We start from the raw sequence: 20,299 nt of genomic DNA, 5'->3' as shown, positions 1-20,299 counted from the left end.
GTCCATTTTTTATCCGTTTCCACGCATGCGGAGGACTGCGCTCGCCCGTATGGGGCAGCGGCGTCGGCGATTCGCACGTGGAGTTCTTGTGTCTGACGTTCAACCAAGGAGTACTTCCATGTCAGCAAATTCTTCTCGTTCTGTTGCGGCACACCGCATGACTTTGATGAGCAATGCGCCGCGCTTTGCTCTCGGCCAGTTGGTGGCAACGCCTGCCGCTTTGGAGCTGCTAGAGCAAACCGGCTTCAGTGCCTTGGCATTGGTATCACGCCATGTGCATGGCGATTGGGGTGACTGCTGTGATGAAGACAAAGCCACTAACGAGGCAGCCGTTCGGCAACGTATGCGCGTGATGAGCGTTTACCGGCTGGTGGGTGCAGAAGCGCTGCAGCAGACGCCGCAAGACAAACGCAGCAGCTTGCCTACCCTGTGGATCATCACAGAAGCTGACCGCTCGGCCACAACGCTACTGCTTCCATCGGAGTATTGATGCGTCAAGGAACGTCTATCTCTGCACCACAGCGCTATGGATTCCAGCGCGTGCATGCCGCATTGCAGACCGGCCATGCGCTGACCGTTCAGCAGCAGCGCCAAGAGCCGGTGCGCTGCTTTATGCAGCAATCCATGCTCGACGGCGCTTGCGGAACGCACGTACTGGCGATGCTCTTAGTGATCTTCGATCTGGCCAAAGCTTCGGCCATGTACGACATGAGCCAGCGAAAGTACGGCGTGGCCGCAGCGGTCTGGAATGCATTCGGTCCGAAGTACTTCAGCGGCATCTATGCCAAAGAGTGGGTGGAGTTGGTCAAAAGCCTAGAGCTGCCTTTGAAGTTGACTGCCAAGTACGGAGCCAAAGAGCATGTGGATAGACATGCGCTGGACTGGTTGATGCGCGGTGAGCTGGTGGCGGTGGCATTTGCATCGGTCAAACACCAGCGCACCAAGCACTGGGCATTGGCGGTCGGTGTGGAAGGCATGGCTTCTGGATCAAAGCATCAGCCGCAGCGCATCTTGCTGCTGGACCCTGGCGGTGGTGAGCCAAGCTTTAAAGCATTCAATGCACGGCTGCGATTGCCTACCACTGGCCTTGGTAGTCGCCGCGCCAAGCAGTTGCATCTATCTGCTGGTGACGCCAAGCCATGGACAGTGTTCTGGCACTACGAATCGGAGTCGTGGTCTGCGGAGTTGGTGCGATTGCTGGCAGCGGTGCGCGTGCGCAAGTTGCAGTGAGTGGCCTATGCCTTGGAGCGTTTAGCGCGGTGATCGGCATCGACAACTTTGGATGGTGCTGGACTCTTCTCGGCGTGTGCTTGGTTGCGGCGACGCAGTTCACCGCCTTGCGATGCGGGTGGCAGAGTGGCCGTCACGCCTTCAAAGAGCTCTGCTGGCGTGATGCCTAAGCAATGGCACAGCGTGGCGAGTGTGAGCAGCGATGGATTGATGTGGCCGTTTTCCAGCTTGGAGATGCGCGAGCGCTCCACTTCGGCGTCATGCGCCAGTTGCTCTTGTGACTTTTGCGCCAGCTCGCGGTAGCTGCGCAGCTTGGCCCCCAATGCTTTTGTGACGGCATTTGGCAGCTTCACCACTGGCGTGGTGTTCAGTTGCGACGGGGCAGACTCCTTGGCTCTCATGGCCGCTGAGGGTCTGCCAATGTGTCTTTTCAACCAACGTCTTATACGACACAATGCGCTACGATTTGAGTCGTATAGAACACATACAACAGGAGAGAGAAATGATGAGAAAGACTCTAATAAGTAGCGTCTGTGCGGCTGTCGCCATGCTTGCTGGGTGCAGCAGCAATACCCCGACCTGCGCTGATGCGGAGACTGTCAGCTTGGTCAAACAGATATACCAGCAGCAGTTCGACAAGCAGCACAACGCCATGAGTGAAGAGCGTCAGCAGCGTGTGAAGTTCACGGTCAAGGACACGACTGTTGCGTTGGAGAACATCACCACCGATGCCAGCAACGCTAATACCGGCAAAGCTGTGTGTTCGGCACAGCTGACGACTGTCTTCCCGGAAGATGCTGTGAAGGCCGAGCCGCAGATGGAGCAATACATGCGGGCCATCTATGAAAAACAAGGTGCAGTGCTGGATGGCACCAAGCTCTGGGGTCAAGTGTCATACACCGTGCAGCGCACCGAAGACACTGGAGCATTACAGGTGGCACTCAACGGCTTCATGCCATTCATGGGCTATTTCCACGACATAGCCATGGATCGCTATGACCGTATGCTGCGTGCGCAAGTAGCGGCAAAGAAAGCTGCCGAAACTCAGGCACCATCTGCCAGCCAGGCCGAGATGGAAGCAGAGTCCGAGGGTACATCGTCAGAGCCTGCGCTTGTGGCAACGCCAATATCAACCCCGGCACCACGGCAGCCCCAAGCTGCGTCAAGTTCGCAAGCTCAGGTAACACCAGCAGCAGCGACACCTAGCCAGAATTCGGCAGTGCCAACGCTGTGTTCAGCCGAAGAGACTCCGGTGTTTGCGTGCTCCACTGGCAAGAAGCGTGCATCGCTGTGTATGAGCGGCAGTGGCAATGAGCTGGCATACCGGCTGGCTCCGCTTGATGGCGCGCCAGAGATGGTCTATCCGGCCAGTGCAACCGTCGTAGCCAGCACTGCATTCAAGCAAGGCACGCACGCTGGTGCCAATGGACTGCCACTACTGTTTGTGTCGTTTGATAAGGGTAACTACCGCTATGCCGTGTATGGCAGCATGACAACGGTGCAAGGCATCGTAGTCGAACAAAACGGAAAGCGGATTGCAGACCTGCGCTGCCAAGCGGATCGTATGTCTGAGCTGGGGACATCAGAGTTGCAGAGCTTGGGCCTTGGTCAAGATCAACGTCCACTTCTGCTGCCTTGAAATCACGGCTTAAGCCAGTCGGTATTTGATCTGCACGGTGGCACGCACATCAAAGTCGTCGTCGCTGAAAAATAGATGATCTAGTAGAGAGGGAGATGGTTATGCGCAGTGAAAAATTTTCTGCTTGGGGCGTTCTGATCATGGCACTGTCGCAGTCGCTTTTGACTTCAAATACCAGTGCTCAGCAGAGTCGCCAAGTGCCGGCCTACGACAAAGCTCAAACCCGAACGGTGCTTGGTCGCAGCGTCTTCTACCTGCCGCTGTTTGGGGCGGTATACCGCGACAAGTTCACTGCGCTAATACCGCGCCATCCCACAGTGCGTGGACTTGTCATTCACAACCATGGCTGTGGCGGCATGTGGGGATGGGAAACCACGGTGGCCCAGTTCTACTACCGAGAAGGGTTTGCGGTCATCACGCCAGAATTCGTGGCGCGGGACGGCAACAAGCTCGGTTGTCCAGGCGGCTCAACTGAAGAAATGCTTAAGCAAGCCAGCGAGCGGGCACGCGAAGGCGTGTACACAGCCGTCAATCCAGCGCGCCTGGATGCACGCGGCGACGATATTGCAGAAGTCGTCCGCTGGTTCAAGACCTTCTCCAATCTGCCCATTATCTTGAGCGGTCATAGCGAGGGCTGCCGCACCACTTACCACTGGGATCGTGCTGATCCCCAAATCGTTGGCGGGGTCTGTCACAAGCAGAGCGTCAACCGACAGTACGAGCATTTGTGGAAATGGGACACGCGACTGCCGATGTGGTCATCTATCGAAGACGAAGACCCGTGGGCTGGTGGCAGCAAGCAATATCCGGCGGTTGGTTTCACGGATAAGTTCAAAGCTCACCCGGAAAACCTCACGGAGTTTCGCTACCCCGGCAACAGTCACGATCCGCTGGTGCGCCAAGGTGAGGGCCAGAGCTTGGCTGCGTGGCTCAGCCAGAGAGTCACCAAGCCACTGCAGAAATTGCAAAGTGGATTCAACTACGAAGATGTTCTGCCTGCGGTGCAAGATGCTGTGAGCAGGCAATCGCGTTGATCTGGTCATTTGAGCGGCTCTAGATCGCACGAATTCAGAAATGCATCTGTAGATGCCTGGCCCACCTATCCAATCAAACTGCTTAAGGCTGCCCAATCGCCCGAATGGCAGGCGGGATTCGCCCTAACTCCGTACGCCCTGTGTCTATCCCTGTAAGGCCTGCAAGTTGTGTCGGCGCAGTCTCTTTATCGAGGCCGCCACGAATGATTGCGAGCTCGCATTGCAGAGAGATAGATGATGATGTTGGCGGCGACTTAATCTGCAGAATGGCCCCCGATTGCTGCCAGAGATTTGCGTGAATGAAATGACTTCGCCCGATAAAATCTCAAAACGGCCAGGCCACCACTTCGTTAGTGCACCATGGAAGAGATGCGCAAGAAAGCGGTTGAGCGCATACGCCTTTGTGAAGTGGCCGTTTCTGGTGATGATGGTAACTCTCTGCACATCATTACGAAGCATCGAGCCAATTGCTGTTTGCAGCTTCCCCCCTCTTTCGCGATGAGGTCGGAAGCAATTTCTATGAAAGCTTCATCTAGCGACTCAAAGATATGGGGCTGAGGACTCCAGACGGCGCCAGCAGTAGTGTACATATCCGCTGCAGCGATTCTTGCCAAGGCCTTGTCCACATGCCGAGAGTACTTAAGCCGAGGTAGACCGTTTTGGGGGCATTCCAAGATTCCATTCCAGATGGCAAGGGGGTGGGGGCACTTGGGGTCAACCAAGCAACGCAGTGCATCTTGCAATGCACCGTCACCGGAACCTAATATTCCAATCCTTGGTGCTTGGGAAAACCCTAGATTTTTCGCAGGGATGAGGTCTGCTTCCCAGAACGGGCGGTGGTCATAGCCTGCGTAAGGGGACACACTGCGACTGGAATAGCTCTTGGTTTCAACTCCAAATCCAACGGCATAGATGATGTACTGAAATTTGAAACACCCTAGGGAAGATTTAGAGCTATTTTCTAATGTGATTTTAGGAAGGGTGACTTCATCAAGCGGAATGCCATGAATACTCACGCGTCCTTTTAACGTGTCTAGCAACAACGTCTTGGCTGCATCGCTCAGGCGAGCGCCTGTGATCACAAGCTCACGCGAAGACAAGCGCTTGCTCAGACAGAAACTTGTGTAGTTTGACTTCCATCTTTTCAAACTGGGTTGCAACTCTCTAAGAAGCCTTTTCCCAAAGTCACCAACCGTCACTGGCTTCTTGAAGTTCAGTCGAAGAGTTGCTGACGCTTTGTTTCGACCAAGCAAATGCGGCTTAGCAAGAGGGAAATCATGCTCCGCATGATTGGGGTGGGGCCATTCGTACATGGCCGTGCTTACATATCTCTTTGCTGAGCTGCGCAATACACCTCCCGGTACATCATCGCCTTGCTCAATGAGCACAAAGCTAACTCCGTGCATGGATGCCTCATGTGCCGCAGCAAGCCCAGCAGCTCCGCCCCCCACGATAAGAAGCTCGAACTCGGCACAGACCTCGGGGAGATGGCATGCTACTAGACCTTGTTCGACAAGTGTCCGTATCAACGTTTGTGCACGAACAATTTGGTCCCGCAGGCTGATGCTGGAGAATCTATAGCTCAGGTCAAATTGGCGCGGGGCAATTTTGCATGAGAGCAGTGGCAGCGCATCCGCCGGTGTACTTAGAGTTGTCATTAGGCGTTCTCAAGAATTGCGCGTAAAGCTTCTTCGTCGACGGTGAAGAGCACAGGATGATTGATCAGTTCTCGGACACCTCCCGCGCCAGGAGCTTGGCCTCCGTTTCCTCCCTCTCCTCCTCTAAACCCTCCGCCACCGCCTCCCTGTCGGAAGCCGTCACCATCTCCGCCACCACCTGCGCCATTATTAGCGGCTGCGTCGCCAAAGTATGCTGAAGAGGCTTCCTCATCGCTTCTTGGCGGAATTGCATCTTGTCCTGGGCCATCCGAACGCGCAGGTGCATCCGTAAGTTGCAACTGTGCGTCGATGAATTCCCGTAACCGTGTGGTATCCAACTTTCCGTTGTATAGCTCGCTGATTCCGCTGATCCCAACCTTGAGCACGATGAGGTGACTGTTCCAGAACTCTTCGGCGAAAAAGAGTCGATGCCGCAACTCGCTCAAACGAGCCTTATCAAATTCAGACTCAAACAGTACCTCAACTAAAACCAACTGGTTGTTTCGTTGGGCAAAAAGAGGACCGTGTTCCGGCCACCAATAGTTGCGCAGATGAGCGAACTCAAGTCCATAGAGCTTGCTTGCGAGCAAGGTCGCGGAGAGATGGCGTTCTTGAGGAGTAAAGCGCGACATTGGCACTTTGCTCAAGCGCAAGAGGTCATCGGCATATGGATTCTTGTTTGGATTAAAGCTGGTCGCCATCGCTCTCATTCAATCAGTTGGTACACGTCTTTTCAGACGAAATCAAGTTCAAGCTTAAACGGCAAAGCAAGATGCTCAAGTTGACTCAAAAGAAATTTTGATTGATGACAGGGAAAAGTGGGGCGATTCACTGGGCTTGTTGGTTGACGCGTATGAAACCAAGCACTATCCCCTTGCCGTTCCACATCTCATGAGGTCATCAATGCGGAGCCGATAAAGCCGAAAGTGAACATTTCTGGATGAACTGCGCAGACGACTTGAACGAAAGTCCTTCTGTGGCCGCACGAAGTAGGCCATGCACTTAACTTTAAAGGAGGCTCTATGTCTAAGTCATCTCGCAACGGCGCTCAGGTGTCACGTGGTACCGTCAAGTCGCCAACAACTCCAGCAGCAGTCGCCCGCGTTCAAAGCGCTGTTGCTAAACAAAGTGGGGGAGGGGTTCCGAAAGGTTCATATGTTGGCCGTATGCAGCAGACCCTTGCAAAGACCGCAAATTAATCTAGCCCCTCATCTACTGGAGAACAAAATGTCCCGCCAATCAGACAACGATAACCACGCCAATCAATGCAATCCAAACCACGACGAATATTGGCACTCACGCGGTGAAGATGATCGTCCCGATGACTGGGAAGACCGAATTACTCAGGATGACAACGAAGACTGACTGAGCATCCATGCAGGCCACTCGATAGGTTCCCCCTTCTTGGGGCTTGCATTGTGTAGAAACTCATGTTGCGCGGATTGCTGAGATTCCCACTGTTGGCGACGGTGGTTCCAAAAGAGGTTGTATCTCTCCAGGTCAGGTAGCAAAAACGATTTCCCTTTGTCTCGTACCAGCAAGGTCTGCCAATGAAGAGCGAGCATGACTATCGGAAACGGTAGTCCTGGCCCCTGCCCAGCTTTTTCAAGCGTGAAGTGTTGGCGCATCTGCACCCAGTGGTCATACACAAGATCAAGAGTAAGCTTTGTTGATCCGTCGAAATAGTTGCTTACGTCGCTGTTGCTCAATACTTCCTGCGCGCTAGGTTTGGAGAGAATGCTTGCGAGAACTTGAGGGCTTGGTGCCCCGTCGGGCCATTTTTTGTACCGCATGTAGAACAGCAAGGCGTACAGAAATTCCAGCAATCGTCGAGACGGACGGAAGATGATGTTTTTTCTTGAAAGTGGTTTACGGCCTTCAAGCAAACCGTCTTGCACCCTTACCATGACAAGAGGAAACAGTGATCGTCTCTGGCGGCCGGAGAAATAGTGACTGTTCCATTCAGCGTCTAGCGTACTAATCATGTCCCAATACAGTGTGTCGCGAACTTTCTCGATAAAAACGGTAGTTTGCGCCCAGTCATTCAGGGTCTGTAGCTCTTTCAATTCCTGCTCTGTCGCGTGTTCAAAACCGGTTTCTCCAGCAATACTGACCGCTGATCCATGTCGCTCAATGTGACTCAGCAAAATTTGCTTGAATTTAGCTAGGTCGTCTTCGTCGCAGGCCGCTACCAGTGCCTCCGTCAACTCATCTATGGTCAACGCCACTGCTTTGCTCATAGGAAGAGGAACCTCTGGCGGAAATTCAAGCTGATGCATCCAACCAGTCCAAGATGCATAATTTCCAGACTTGGTTTTCGGTGCTGTCGCAATCTTTTCGTGAGCGTGAGCAAGTGCTTCGGGGTCTTCAAGGTAATTCGCTAACCACCGTTGCTGATGTTCATCTATCTTTTTCAGAGTGGATGGGCGAATCGTGTCTATGCTGCCCTTGGAGATTCGTGCTTTTGACAGCCCAGTTAGATCATGGATCAGGCTGGGAATGCTCTGATTCCGTCCTTCAGCCAACATATACAAGGGAATCAATGCAAGAGCTTCCAGAGCCAACCTTGTTGATGAAGCTGGTTGGGCCGTAGGTCTATTTTCTGAGCGACGGTTGATTTCCTTGGACAACGTTGACACAGCTTTTGCCTCTCTTATGGGTGGACAATTGAACTTTGCTTGTGGCGACAAGCGCCAACGAAACAGATTCTTCTGTTTAACGAAAAATCAGTTGCTATTCTTGCTCCAACAGATCAAGCAGCTTCTCCAGAGCTTGGCGCTTCTCAGGCAGGTACTCATAGGCGTTGTAGTGCCGATTCTGAATGCCTGAAATGCCATGCGACTGTAGTCTTCCCCGAATGTCGGAGCTGACACTTGCACTTGCCAGCAGAGTCTCAACCCCGGATCGGATTTGCTTAGCTTGAAAGTCTGCAAGACCGGCTTCGGCTGCAGCAGCTTGCGCCCATGCACTCAGCGTGGTTCCCGTTAAATGAGTCTTTCCGCCATCGCTGGTGAAAGCAAATTCACCGGGCGCACGGCATTGCTCAAGGGCAAGGCGCGCCACGTTGGTGAGAGGAACCACATGTGTACGAGCCCGCTGGCCGGTTCGTCCCTTTGGATCATGCAGAACGATGTGGTCACTATGAATGTCTGCATTGGTGAGTCGCAGCAGTTGAGCTATGCGCTGACCGCCAGTTGCCAAATGAAAACGTAGCAGGGCGCTGCGGTAGTCGTTCTGACTATTGATGTGCTTCCAGTACCTCTGCAGTCCAAAAAAGTTGATGGGATTTTTGTCGGCTTGGTTGCCTTGCGGGTCCGGCGTTGTGTCTGAGACTGGATTGATGGAAATCGCAAAGCTTTTGAAGCTCAGCGGAATGCTGGGATTGGTCTTGGCAGACTTCGCGCACTGGAAGGCGGCGCGCATATAGCTTCTCAGCTTGTTGGCACTGCGGCGCTTGCCATCTTGTATCAGTCGCCGCATCACATCAGCCACTTGCTCGGTAGTGATCTGCGATGCTGGCGATCTGGCAAGTTTTGGAAATGCTTCTATGACGTGGAGCCGTAGCACATTCCTTGCCTCTTGGTGAGAAATTTTTCCAAGATTTTGGAGATAGTCACAGTAGGCCAGCAGTAGCTTCTCAAGCGTTTGCTCTTCCAACTCTTGTGCTCGCTCCATTGCTTGAGCATGCTCTTTTTTCTTGGCTTTCTTGAGGGTCTGGTAGCCGCCACCGTCAATGTTGCCAAGATGCTGCGTGGAGAGAACTTCAGCAGCTCGAACCGCAGCGCTGAATGAGTAGCCGCGTTCTGTTGGCTTGATGCTCTTTGGCGGCGCTGACGTGTCAAACGCGCCGATTGGCTCGCGCAGCTCTTTTCCGTTGTGCTCGGAGCGCCAGTAGAACATGCCGGTGCCGTTTTTGAGCTTGCGTAGTTGCAGCGCTCCACGTGGATTTATTTTTGCGAGCGTGGCGAATTTTCCGGCAGGTAAAGCTTGAAAAATTTGGCCTGGAGTCTGGGTTGTAGTCATTGAAGGGCGATTTCTGGTTCCGGTTTGGTTCCGGAATTTTCTTCGATGATACTGGATGCTGTTGGATTGCGTTGGAAAATTAAATGTTTAAAATCAATGAGTTATGATAAAATTTAAAATCCAGTGAAATCCAGTATTAGCTAAGCTATCATGACTCATAATCCTTTGGTCGACAGTTCAAGTCTGTCACGCCCTACCAAACATGTATCAAGCCTGTCATCTTCATCGGTGACAGGCTTTTTCTTTGCTTGATTGCGAAAAAGTTGCTGATTTGGTCTGAGAGGTGTTTTTTCACCGCTAGAATACAACCCTGTTGCGGCTGTAGCTCAGCTGGATAGAGTACTTGGCTACGAACCAAGGGGTCGTGGGTTCGATTCCTGCCAGCCGCACCAAAAAACGTCTAGCCTCAGAACTAAAAAGTTCTGAGGCTTTTTCGTTTCTGGCGATCAGGTGTGTTCTGGCCTCAGGCCTTTGGGATATGCAGAGTGAACGTGCTGCCATCACCCAGTCTGCTGCTGATCTGCAGGCTGCCGCCGTGGCGCTGGGCTACGGTGCGGGTAAAGGCCAGGCCCAGACCTACACCATCCATGCGCTCATGATGCTGCAGGCGCTCGAAGGGCTGGCTGAGTTTGCTCAGCGAGGCTTCATCCATGCCAGGGCCGTGATCGCGCACGGCAATGCCCCAGCTCTGTGCGTCTTCCACAATGCTGCATTCGACGATGGCTGCTTGATCGCTGTCCTGCGGCTTGCCGTATTTGATGGCATTGGTCAGCAGGTTGATGACGGCGCGGTGCAGCAGGCCAGGGTCGCCATGCACGCTGGCTTCGGTCTCTGGCAGCTCAAACACCAGCTGCACGTTTTGCTGCTGGGCTTGTGTCCAGCAGTCAGATACGGCTTGATCGGCCAGCAGGCCTAGGTCCAGCAGTTCGCTGCGGTAGTCTTGTTCCTGCGCTCTGGCCAGGTGTACAAAGTCGTCCGCCAGCTGGAGCGATGACTGGGCGTAGCTTTCAATGCGAGCAAACAAAACTTCTTCCGACTCGATGCGTTTGCTGGTGCGCTGCATCTCCAGCAGCGTGATGATGGAGCCGACTGGCGCGCGTATGTCGTGTGAGATGAATTGCATGGCCTGATCGCGCTGGGCCTGTGCGCTGCGCAGGTCGCTGATATCGACCAGAGTGATCAGCCAGCCGGATGTGGGCGGTGCCTTAAACGCCTGACTGAGTAGCATGAGATAGCGGCCCTGCGTGTCGCGGCCCTCGCTTTGGCGCGGCAGGGTGGCTTGCTGGAGGGCGTTGCGGCTGAGCAGTGGCGCACTGTTGGTGGGCAGGCTGGCTGAGCGGTAGTCGTGACCGGTTGCGTTGTGCAGGCCGGCCAGCAGGGTCATCAAATCATCGCCTTGTTTGAGGCTGGTGCCCAAGCTTTCAATGTAGCGGTAGGCGGCGGTGTTAGCCAGCAGCACCATCCCATCGCGGTCACAGACAAAGGTGGCCGATGGCAGCTGGCGCAGGCTTTCGCTTACAAAGTGGTGCAGGGCACGCAACTGGCGTGAGGCTTGCTCGACGGCAGCAATGCGCTGGTCTAGCGCATCGCCTTTGAGTGCGCTGGTGCTGATGACCGGCAGGCCCTGACCTTGCAGGTCTTGCAGTTCCAGCGCCAGAAAGCGGGTGGCGGCTCTCAGGCGCAGCCAGCTCCAAAGCGGGTAGGCGAGTGAGAGACCCAATAGCGCCGCAGCCGGTGCAGTCTGCACATGGCCCCAGCGCGGGGCCAGCCCGGCGATAAGCAAGCTGAGCAGCGTCAGCAATGCGCTGGCAATCAAGCCGCCGGAGGGGCCACCCCATGCCAGCGCGAGCAGGCACAGCAGCACGGGCAGGAGATTGAGAACGCGGTTGAGGGATGGCGAGGCCGCTTCCAGATGCGTACCGAGCAAGATGCCATTGAGCACATGGCCCAGCATTTCCACATTGGAGACCAGGCGTGCATCAAAGCCGATAGGCGCGGTGAATTTTTCGCCCAGCCCAGTAGCAGTTGCACCAATCAGCACGTATTTGCCGCGAAACGCTGCGGGGGGAATGTTGCCGCGCAGAACGTCGATATAGGAATAGGTGGTGAACGGTGACTGATGGCTTTGCTGCTTGTCTTGCGCTGCGCTGGCAAAGGCGATGAACCGGGGCTGCAGGCGTTGCCATATCGCTCTAGGCTTGGCAGGGATCTGAGTCGTTTCAGCGGGCGGGCAGGGTTGAGTGGTTTCGCCCACGCAGTGCAGGCTCAGCGCCATATGCCACCAGAGCTGGCCGGGCCGTCCTTCTTGTGCGTAAAAGCGGCGCACCACGCCATCGGCATCCATGGGCATTTGCGTGTGGCCCAAGGCAGCGGCCACACTGGCAAGGCCTTGCAGCGGTGGTGTTGCTTCGCCCCGCTCGGCGCGGGTGATGGGCAGAACCACTTTGCCGCTTTTTTGTAGCGAGAGTTGCAGCAGCAGGTCATCGCCGGGGTAGTCAAGGTCTTCTTCGCTGAAGACGATATCCATTCCAATGGCGCGAGGCAGGCCTTGCTGAATGCGTTCCAGCGCAGCGGCGTGTAGGGCGCGGCGCCAGGGCCAGCGGCCAATGCTGTCAATACTGTCGTCATCAATGGCGACGATGACGATATCGGCAGATACAGGGCGCTGGTGCAGCCAGGCCGAGGTGTCTTGAATGATGCCGTTGATGCGCACCAACTGATTGCTGCCACTGAGCCAGTACGTCAGGCCGAGCAAAAAGGCGCTGAGTAGCAGCCAGCTCAGGCGCAGGTCTTGCAAGCGGTTTTTGCGTGTGGGTGGTGCTTCAGTCATGCAGAGAGTGCGGTGAAGCAGTCATAAAACAATAGCTGGCAGCGATTGTCAAATCACGGTTAAAGGCATGAAACCCATGACATTCCATTGAAATCATGGGCTGGCAGCTACTGTTTTTACTGGCGCGTCAGGTGGGAGCCATCGCCAGAGGTCAGGGTCTGACCCTCGGCCGAGGTGACCCAGTTACCGGTCTGGAACTGGCGTGCTGCCGAGAAATTGCTGCGCAGGCCGTTGCGGTCTTCCACCTGCATCTGCAGGTAGTAAGCGCCTGCGGGAAGGTCTTGCGTGCTCCACTGGGGCTGGGTTATCCAGGTGTCGACTACTGGCGTGGCAAAGCCGGGCTCGCTGGCCACGACGATGTGGTAGCGCTGGCCTTCTTCACCGGCCCAGCGAATGCTGCGACTGCCTTCACCCGCGCCGCCATCCAGTTGCAGATCTAGTGATTTTGGGGCTTGGGCCAGCTTCATCTTCTGGGGCGCGGCGAATGGGCCAGCATCCAGCTGACCATTGCTGAGCGTGCGAATGCTGGCAACGCGCCACTGGTACTCGCCCACGGGCAGCTTGGCTAGGGCATCGGCGGGCAGGATGCAATCTTTGAGGTCGCTCGCATCAAGCAGGGGCTGGCTGAAGTTGCCAGCGGCACTGGCCACCTGAATGCGATAGGCGGAGGCCTCCGTCACTTTGGTGCATTGCAGGCCGCGCTGGCCCAGGCCGATGGTGGCATCCGGCTCGGGCGATTCGTAGTGCGGAGGTACGGGATGAGCCTTGACGCGCAGGGCCTGCAGGCTGCGGGCGCCGGGAATGCCATTGGCATCAATGGCGCGAATGGCGGCGATGTAGTTGCCGTCTTCTACGCCTATCAGGCGGGCAGGAGATTGTGTGAACATACCGCCGCGCACGATCTGGGTGAAATCTTTGTCTTTGGCCAGTTGCACCTGATAGCGCACCGCACCGGGCATGGCGGGCAGAGGCAGGCTGACCCAGTTGGCGTCTTCCGCCAGTGCTGGCCATGCAGCAATATCAGGCGCTCCCAGCATGGCGGCAGGCTTGCCCAGCGGGCCTCCGGCTGAAACGGCAAGGCCCTGGCCGGGCTTGAGCAGGGCAGAGGGCTGGCCTGCCTGAACGGCGACCGAGCCTTCATCCACGGCTGCCGCAGTTTGGCCTGCGGCATCGGTCAGCACCAGAAACTGGGTGCCGCGCACGCTGGTGGATGCAGCCAGTGTGCGCACTTCAAAGCGGCGCTCTCCATTGGCTTGCTTGGGCACCGAGGCCTCAACCCCGCCTTCGCGCAGGTCGATGACGGATTGCAAGCTGCCGGCGCGGCCCTTGCGGCGCATCTGGCGCAGCTCTACATCAGACTCTGACTGCACCCGCACCAGCGACCCATCAGCCAGACGCACCGACACAAAGGCGTTGGCCGGAACCTTGAGCGAGTCACCTTCTTGCAGCAACTGGCCTTTTTGCACAGCTTGCGAAGTGGCACTGTCCGTATTGGCGTTGTCTGCGAGATGGCTCAAAGAGCGTGAGCTGCGTACATCACCTTGCACAAACTCTACCGATGCCGTGGCTGCGCGCAGCAGACGCGTCGGAATTTCAAGCACCGAGCCGGGGCGCAACTGAAAGGGGTTGTCCACGCGATTGTGTCTTTGCAGCGCGGTCCAGTGTGTGCGGTCACCCAGATAGCGGGCGGCCAGCATCTCCAGTGTGTCGCCAGCCACCACGCGATGGGCGATAAAGTCGCCGCCGCGTGGCTGCGGTGTGATCTGCGCGTTGACTGCATTGGTTCCCATCAGCCCTGCAAATGTCACCCAGAGCGCACCTGAGCCAAGGCCATACAGCGAGGCGTGGGTTGCAAAGCGGGACTGAGGGCGAATAGGCATGCTGTGGCGGTGAGATATGGGGTTGGTGCTATTAAAAATCAGGCAACGCTGGGCTCTTCGGCCCCAGCGGTTTCGGGGGCATCCAGGCGGTAGCCATAGCCATAAATAGCGGAAATGGCATAGGGCTGGCCAGCACGCAGATTGAGCAGGTTGCGCAGGCGCGAGACATGGGTGTCCAGCGAGCGCGATTGCACCTCGGCGTTATGACCCCAGACCACTTCGCGCAAATGATCGCGCGAGAGCAGGCGGCCCCGGTTCTGGAACAGCGTCAGTGCCAGCGTGTATTCGCGGTGCGTGACTTCTACGGGCTTGCCATCCATCTCAATGCCATTGGTGGCGGTGAGAAAGCGGTAAGGCCCGAAAGTCAGAACGCTTTGCGCAGCCAGCGGGTAGGCACGGCGCAGCAAGGAAGAGATGCGCGCGCGCAATTCACCCGCGCGGATGGGCTTGATCATGAAATCATCAGCACCGCTGGCCAGGCCTTCAATAATGTCGGCCTCTTCGCTGCGGTGGGTGATGAAGATGATAGGCACATCCTTGCTGATTTGCTCGCGCACCCAGCGCACGACATCGGGGCCCTTGGTGTCGGGCAGTTCCCAGTCGATCAGCAGCAGATCAAAGCTCTCCCGGCGCAGCTCTTGCTGCAGCGCTGCACCTTTGAGGAAGGTGTGGCAGCTGTGGCCTGCTTCTGTGGCGACTTGGCGCAACATTTCTAATTGCAAAGGATCGTCATCCAGGGCGGCAATGCGCATTTCTCATCCCTTTCGTGCGAAGGATTGAAGTACCACTGCCCGGCAATGGCACGGGCAGCTTTCTCCAAGATTCGAGAACAGTTTACTGTTCTGAGGCTTCTCTCAACTGCTCAAGCGCCTGAGCCACTTGTGCGTCACTGATGCCGTCAAGCGACTGCAGGCGAGGCTTGATCGCCTCCAGAGCCGCTGCGCCTTCACGCTGCAGCTGGGCAATGCTCTGGCCTGCTTCCTTGGGGGCGGTAAAGCCCTGGCTTTGCAGCAGCAGCTGGCCATCGGCGGCCACCAGCTTGAAGTAGAACTGGCCATCAGCCTCGCGGTACTGCTTGAACTGGGGCAGGGCGGCTTTGGCCGTCTTGGCCTTGGCTTTGTTGGTCTGCGCTAGATTGCGGATGCCCACCGCGCTGCGCAGTTGCTGCAGCAAGGGGGTGGCCAGCTTGCGGGCCTTGATGCCACCGGCTTGCAGAATCTCTTCCAGCTCGGCGGGGTGGGCCATCAGGTATTCATAGCGCTCGCGCATGGGTGCGATTTCGCGATCGATGCGCTCGAACAGGGCCTGCTTGGCATCGCTCCAGGCAATGCCTGCGGCGTATTGCTGGCGCAGGGCTTCGGTTTCTTCGGCGCTGGCAAAGGCTTGATAGATCTGGAACAGTGCCGAGCCTTCGACTTCCTTGGGCTCGCCGGGCGCGCGCGAGTCTGTGGTGATGCCGTTGATGAGTTTTTTGAGCTGTTCACGCGTGGCAAACAGCGGAATCGTGTTGTTGTAGCTTTTGCTCATTTTGCGGCCATCAAGGCCGGGCAAGGTTGCAACGCTTTCTTCCACCACGGCTTCGGGCAGGGCAAAGTATTCGCCGCCGTAGATGTGGTTGAAGCTCGAAGCCATGTCGCGCGCCATCTCCAGATGCTGGACCTGATCGCGGCCCACCGGCACTTTGTTGGCGTTGAAGACCAAGATGTCAGCGCCCATCAGCACGGGGTACATGAACAGGCCAGCGGTCACGCCGTCATCAGGCTCGGTGCCAGCGGCGTTGTTTTTGTCTACGGATGCTTTGTAGGCATGGGCGCGGTTGAGGATGCCCTTGCCGGTCACGCAGGTCAGGAACCAGGTCAGCTCGGGAATCTCGGGAATGTCCGACTGGCGGTAGAAGGTGACGTGTTCTGGGTCCAGACCGGCGGCCAGCCAGCTGGCGGCAATCTCGATGGTGGAGCGCTGCACGCGCTCCGGGTCCTGGCACTTGATGAGCGCGTGGTAGTCGGCCAGAAAGTAGAAGTTCTCTACGTTTTTGTTGCGGCTGGCCTCAATGGCGGGGCGCATCATGCCTGCGTAGTTGCCCAGGTGTGGGGTGCCGCTGGGGGTGATGCCGGTCAGGAAACGGGTAGTACTCATAGGAATCAACAGCAAAAATCGATAGCAGTCAGCCGCGCCTGTGTCAGCGCAGCAAGGCCATGAAGGGGTAGAGGATCAGGTCGATGGCCGAGTAGCCCAGGCTCATCAGCGGACGCAGCCAGTAGCTGCCGACCACGCCGAGCAGAACCAGGCCCATGACGATGAAAAAGCCATAGGGCTCAACACGGGCCACGGCCTGCGCCTGCTTCCAGGGCAGCAGGCCAACCAGGATGCGGCCTCCATCGAGAGGCGGCAGCGGAAAGAGGTTGAAGGCCCACATCACAAGGTTGACCGTGATGCCGGCGCGGCACATCTCTAAAAAGAAGCGCTCGTGCTGGCCCAGTGCTACCAGCATCACCAGTACCAGCGCCCAGAAAATGGCCTGCACAAAGTTGGATGCCGGGCCAGCCAGCGCCACCCAGATCATGTCTCGCTTGGGATTGCGCAACTGGTCAAAGCGCACGGGAACGGGCTTGGCGTAGCCAAACAAAAAAGTCCCTGACGTGGCGAAGTACAGCATCAGCGGCATCAGGATGGTGCCGATGGGGTCTATGTGCTTGATGGGGTTGAGCGTGATGCGCCCCATCATGGCTGCGGTGTTGTCGCCAAAATGACGCGCCGCATAGCCGTGCGCCGCCTCATGAATGGTAATGGCGAACAGCACAGGCAGTGCGTAGATCAGGACGGTTTGAATGAGTTGGGCGAATTCCACCCAGTGATTGTCTCAGACGTCGCGCCTTGGCGCTGTCTTGCTCTCGCACAAGTCAGTTTCAGGGCCTGAAATTCGGGTTGCACATAATTGCCAGATCAAGTAAGTGTTGCAAAATGCAACCTGCATGCAGCTTTAGGTCAGCGCTTGGACGCTGCTCAGGTCGTATGCGAGACAGATAAATCAATTAATAACAACGCGTTCGGCACAGCAGGGCTGGGCAAGGGGATCAATATGACGGTGAGCAATCGACTGGTGGTTGCGTTTGTCAGCATCAGCGTATTTGTGCTGGCGCTGATGGGCATTGCGTGGGTGGCGATGTCTGATGTGCTGACGGTGCTGCAAGCGGGCTCGCTCACGGCCCAGCAGTCGCAGCAACTGATGACTGAAGTCCAACGCTCGCGCTGGTGGTTGCTGGCGCTGGGGGCATGGGTGTGTATTTCTTGCGCGTGGTCGTGGTTCAGTCTGCGCCGGGGCATTGTGGCGCCTTTGCAGGAAGCGATCTTGATTGCCGAGACCGTTGCTGCGGGTGACTTGAGCAAAGAGTTTTCATCCAACGCCACCGGTGAGTTTGGTCGTCTGCTGACAGCGCTGAGCACCATGGAGGACACGCTGACTGAACTGGTGGGGCGCATCAAGCAGTCCACGGATTCGCTGGCCGTATCGGCGTATGAGATTGATGCAGGTAACTCCAACCTCTCCAGTCGCACCGAACAACAGGTCAGCGCGCTGACCGAAACGGCGGCCAGCATGGAGCAGCTCACCATCACAGTGCGCCAGAACGCTGAGCGTGCGCATTCGGCAAGCTCTTTGGCCGTGACGGCATCGGCTAATGCAGGGCGCGGTGGGCAGGTGGTCAATCAGGTGGTCGACACCATGGATGCCATCAGCGGTAGCTCACGCAAGATTGTGGACATCATTCAGGTGATTGAAGGCATCGCCTTCCAGACCAATATCCTGGCGCTGAACGCTGCCGTGGAAGCCGCCCGCGCCGGCGAGCAAGGCCGTGGCTTTGCCGTGGTGGCTAGCGAGGTGCGCTCTCTGGCAGGCCGCAGTGCTGAGGCTGCCAAACAGATCAAGGAGCTGATTACCGCCAGCGTGGCGCAGGTGGAAAGTGGCTCCGGGTTGGTGGGGCAAGCCGGTAGCACCATGCAGGACATCATGCAGTCCGTAGGTCAGGTGACGGGGTTGCTGGGCGAAATCTCCGGCGCACTGAAGGAGCAAAGCGAGGGCATTGCCCACGTGAATACGGCCGTGGCGCATATGGACAGTACCAATCAGGAAAACGCAGCGCTGGTCATGCAGGCCACGCAGGCTGCGGCCGCGCTCAATGCCCGCACGCAAGATTTGCAGCAGGCCGTGGGTGCTTTCAAGCTGGATGACGACGATGCGCCCGCGACCATGTTGCCGCTGCACCCAGCCATGGCGCCTGCGGGACGGCGTGCATCTGCCTTATCAAAGCCAGCGCTGGCGTATGAAGAATACTGATTTCAGGTGAAACAAGGCTGTAGCCTAATATTGACATGCGCTATGTGCTATCAATATTGGGTGAAGAGTTTTTTGAGTTCAGTCGGCTTGAAGGCCAATGTCTTCCAGACTGCCCAATCCCTGACGCACCACGACGGGCGGGTTATTCAGGGCCATGGGCGTGAGGTCGAGCACGGTGGTCGGCTGCTGCGGGCAAGCGCCGGAATCAACTACGGCGTCGAGCTCATGCGGAAAGCGCTCCAGAATCGATTCCGCATCGTTGAGCGGCTCGGTCTCTCCGGGAGCAATCAAGGTGGTTGCCAGCAACGGTTCGCCCAGTTCCTCCAGCAGTAGTTGCAGGCCCTTGCGATCAGGCACGCGCAGGCCGATGGTCTTGCGCGAGGGGTGGCTCAGGCGCTTGGGCACTTCCTTGCTGGCTTCAAGAATAAAAGTGTAGGGGCCGGGCGTGGCCAGCTTCAGCAGGCGGTACTGGCGGTTGTCCACGCGGGCGTAATTAGCCAGCTCTGACAGGTCGCGGCACAGTAGTGTGAGGTGGTGCTTGTCGTTAATCTGGCGAATGCGGCGCAGCCGGTCTACTGCGTTCTTGTCATCAAGGTGACAGACCAGGGCGTAGCTCGAATCTGTAGGCACCGCCAAGATCGCGCCCTTGCGCAGCATGTCTGCAGCCTGCTTGATGATGCGGGGCTGAGGGTTCTCTGGATAGACTTCAAAAACGGTGGTCATGCGAGCTTTCGTTGAGATTCAGGCACGCTGAATGCGGTCTTGCAGCAACTCCCATACAGGGGTGAGGTTGTCGGGCAGGTAGGGAAGCTGTCCCAGGTCGATTTGTGATTCTTCGGGACTGTGGAAGTCGCTGCCGCGTGATGCGGCGAGATCGAATTCTTTGGCCATATCGGCATAGGTCACATATTCATGCGGGCGGTGGCTGCCGGTAATAACTTCTACGCCTTGGCCGCCCAGTTGCTTGAATTCTGAAAACAGCGCGTATTCCTCAAGCGCGCTGAAGTCATATCGCGCCGGGTGGGCAATGACGGCTACGCCTCCGGCATCCACAATCCAGCGCACTGCATCGCGCAGATTGGCCCAGACATGGGAGACATAGCCGGGTTTGCCTTCTGTCAGGTAACGCCTGAAGACTTCATAGGTATCGCTGCAAACCCCGGTCTCCACCAGAAAGCGCGCAAAGTGGGTGCGCGAGACCAGCTCGGGGTTGCCAGCGTGGCGCAGTGCGCCTTCGTAGGCACCGGGAATGCCTGCTTCTTCCAGTAGACGCGCCATTTCGCGGGCACGCGGGCCTCGGCCATGGCGGGTGTCGTACAGACCTTGCGTCAATTCCGCGTTGTCGGCATCAAAGCCCAGACCCACGATATGCACGCTGCTGCCTGCGTAGCTGACGGAGATTTCAGTGCCCGTCAGATAGTCAAGACCGGCCGCCTTGGCCGCTGCGGCTGCGCGGTGCTGGCCGCCGACTTCATCGTGATCGGTCAGCGCCCACAGCTCCACCCCTCGCGCAGCGGCACGCTGGGCCAGTTGCTCAGGCGTCAAAGTGCCGTCGGAGACGACAGAGTGGCAGTGGAGATCGGCGTTCAGATATGTTTTTGGCACGGCTTCATTGTAGATTGCCGTATTTTTTGTGTTGCCCATCCGGGCTGATATGGCTTTGCAGGCAAGG

Annotated in this window: 17 protein-coding genes and 1 tRNA gene; 6 read left to right on the top strand and 12 right to left on the bottom strand. The window is 56.9% G+C overall.

Going from position 1 to position 20,299, the window contains the following annotated elements:
• The first annotated feature begins 118 nt into the window (after positions 1–118).
• On the top strand, positions 119–490 hold the full coding sequence (locus CLU84_RS16450) for a type I restriction endonuclease subunit M (protein WP_233210229.1): 372 nt from the start codon (positions 119–121) through the stop codon (positions 488–490).
• Positions 490–1,230: a hypothetical protein gene (locus CLU84_RS16445; protein ID WP_233210228.1), complete on the top strand. Its 741-nt coding sequence runs from the start codon at positions 490–492 to the stop codon at positions 1,228–1,230. Before CLU84_RS16450 ends, CLU84_RS16445 begins: the two co-directional genes overlap by 1 nt.
• Before the next feature lie 5 nt (positions 1,231–1,235).
• Here CLU84_RS16445 and CLU84_RS16440 read toward each other — a convergent pair whose 3' ends face one another.
• Entirely contained in the window at positions 1,236–1,631 is a 396-nt protein-coding gene (locus CLU84_RS16440; protein WP_099738449.1) for a helix-turn-helix domain-containing protein, read from the bottom strand.
• A gap of 104 nt (positions 1,632–1,735) precedes the next feature.
• On the opposite strand from CLU84_RS16440, the gene CLU84_RS16435 reads away from it, so the two are divergent.
• Positions 1,736–2,869, top strand: coding sequence for a hypothetical protein (locus tag CLU84_RS16435; RefSeq protein WP_233210226.1), 1,134 nt, complete (start codon positions 1,736–1,738; stop codon positions 2,867–2,869).
• Between the two features lie 101 nt (positions 2,870–2,970).
• Positions 2,971–3,903, top strand: a complete 933-nt coding sequence (locus CLU84_RS16430; protein WP_099738445.1) for a hypothetical protein — start codon at positions 2,971–2,973, stop codon at positions 3,901–3,903.
• A 350-nt stretch (positions 3,904–4,253) separates the two neighbouring features.
• Here the strand turns inward: CLU84_RS16430 and CLU84_RS16425 are convergent, their stop codons facing one another.
• The 4 genes from CLU84_RS16425 to CLU84_RS16410 all read right to left on the bottom strand — a co-directional run bounded on the left by CLU84_RS16425 (position 4,254) and on the right by CLU84_RS16410 (position 9,584).
• Positions 4,254–5,561: an NAD(P)-binding protein gene (locus CLU84_RS16425; protein WP_099738443.1), complete on the bottom strand. Its 1,308-nt coding sequence runs from the start codon at positions 5,559–5,561 to the stop codon at positions 4,254–4,256.
• Positions 5,561–6,262 carry a hypothetical protein gene (locus CLU84_RS16420; protein WP_099738441.1) on the bottom strand — a complete coding sequence of 234 codons (702 nt, stop codon included), beginning with the start codon at positions 6,260–6,262 and terminating at the stop codon, positions 5,561–5,563. The genes CLU84_RS16425 and CLU84_RS16420 overlap by 1 nt, the downstream gene beginning before the upstream one ends.
• A 642-nt stretch (positions 6,263–6,904) precedes the next feature.
• Positions 6,905–8,200 (bottom strand): hypothetical protein, encoded by a 1,296-nt coding sequence (locus tag CLU84_RS16415; RefSeq protein WP_158235235.1) that lies wholly within the window; start codon positions 8,198–8,200, stop codon positions 6,905–6,907.
• Positions 8,201–8,294: 94 nt separating this feature from the next.
• The gene (locus CLU84_RS16410; RefSeq protein WP_233210225.1) at positions 8,295–9,584 is read right to left on the bottom strand and encodes an integrase; all 1,290 of its coding nucleotides are present in this window, start codon (positions 9,582–9,584) and stop codon (positions 8,295–8,297) included.
• A 315-nt stretch (positions 9,585–9,899) separates the two neighbouring features.
• Between CLU84_RS16410 and CLU84_RS16405 the strand changes: the two genes are divergently transcribed.
• A tRNA-Arg gene (locus tag CLU84_RS16405) sits at positions 9,900–9,976 on the top strand.
• 71 nt (positions 9,977–10,047) lie between these two features.
• On the opposite strand, the gene CLU84_RS16400 is transcribed toward CLU84_RS16405, so the two are convergent.
• The 5 genes from CLU84_RS16400 to CLU84_RS16380 all read right to left on the bottom strand — a co-directional run bounded on the left by CLU84_RS16400 (position 10,048) and on the right by CLU84_RS16380 (position 17,142).
• Positions 10,048–12,414: a CHASE2 domain-containing protein gene (locus tag CLU84_RS16400; RefSeq protein WP_099738436.1), complete on the bottom strand. Its 2,367-nt coding sequence runs from the start codon at positions 12,412–12,414 to the stop codon at positions 10,048–10,050.
• Between the two features lie 116 nt (positions 12,415–12,530).
• The gene (locus CLU84_RS16395) at positions 12,531–14,294 is read right to left on the bottom strand and encodes a FecR domain-containing protein (protein ID WP_369826871.1); all 1,764 of its coding nucleotides are present in this window, start codon (positions 14,292–14,294) and stop codon (positions 12,531–12,533) included.
• Positions 14,295–14,332: 38 nt separating this feature from the next.
• A complete protein-coding gene (locus CLU84_RS16390; RefSeq protein ID WP_099738434.1) occupies positions 14,333–15,046 on the bottom strand; it encodes a response regulator transcription factor in 714 nt (237 codons plus the stop codon).
• A gap of 82 nt (positions 15,047–15,128) precedes the next feature.
• Positions 15,129–16,430, bottom strand: coding sequence for a tryptophan--tRNA ligase (locus CLU84_RS16385; protein ID WP_099738432.1), 1,302 nt, complete (start codon positions 16,428–16,430; stop codon positions 15,129–15,131).
• A gap of 43 nt (positions 16,431–16,473) precedes the next feature.
• Positions 16,474–17,142, bottom strand: coding sequence for a site-2 protease family protein (locus tag CLU84_RS16380; protein WP_099738430.1), 669 nt, complete (start codon positions 17,140–17,142; stop codon positions 16,474–16,476).
• A gap of 231 nt (positions 17,143–17,373) precedes the next feature.
• Here CLU84_RS16380 and CLU84_RS16375 point away from each other — a divergent pair, with 231 nt between their 5' ends.
• Entirely contained in the window at positions 17,374–18,627 is a 1,254-nt protein-coding gene (locus CLU84_RS16375; protein WP_099738428.1) for a methyl-accepting chemotaxis protein, read from the top strand.
• 78 nt (positions 18,628–18,705) lie between these two features.
• Here the strand turns inward: CLU84_RS16375 and CLU84_RS16370 are convergent, their stop codons facing one another.
• Positions 18,706–19,350: an L-threonylcarbamoyladenylate synthase gene (locus CLU84_RS16370; RefSeq protein WP_099738426.1), complete on the bottom strand. Its 645-nt coding sequence runs from the start codon at positions 19,348–19,350 to the stop codon at positions 18,706–18,708.
• Positions 19,351–19,368: 18 nt separating this feature from the next.
• Complete coding sequence (locus tag CLU84_RS16365) at positions 19,369–20,271, bottom strand: 3',5'-nucleoside bisphosphate phosphatase (protein ID WP_099738424.1); 903 nt, start codon at positions 20,269–20,271, stop codon at positions 19,369–19,371.
• Between the last annotated feature and the right edge of the window lie 28 nt (positions 20,272–20,299).

This window comes from Comamonas sp. 26, from assembly GCF_002754475.1.
In the GTDB taxonomy this organism is placed as follows: Bacteria; Pseudomonadota; Gammaproteobacteria; order Burkholderiales; family Burkholderiaceae_C; genus Comamonas.
The sequence above is the reverse complement of the archived record's forward strand: the minus strand, read 5'-3'. Positions and strand labels throughout refer to the sequence as shown.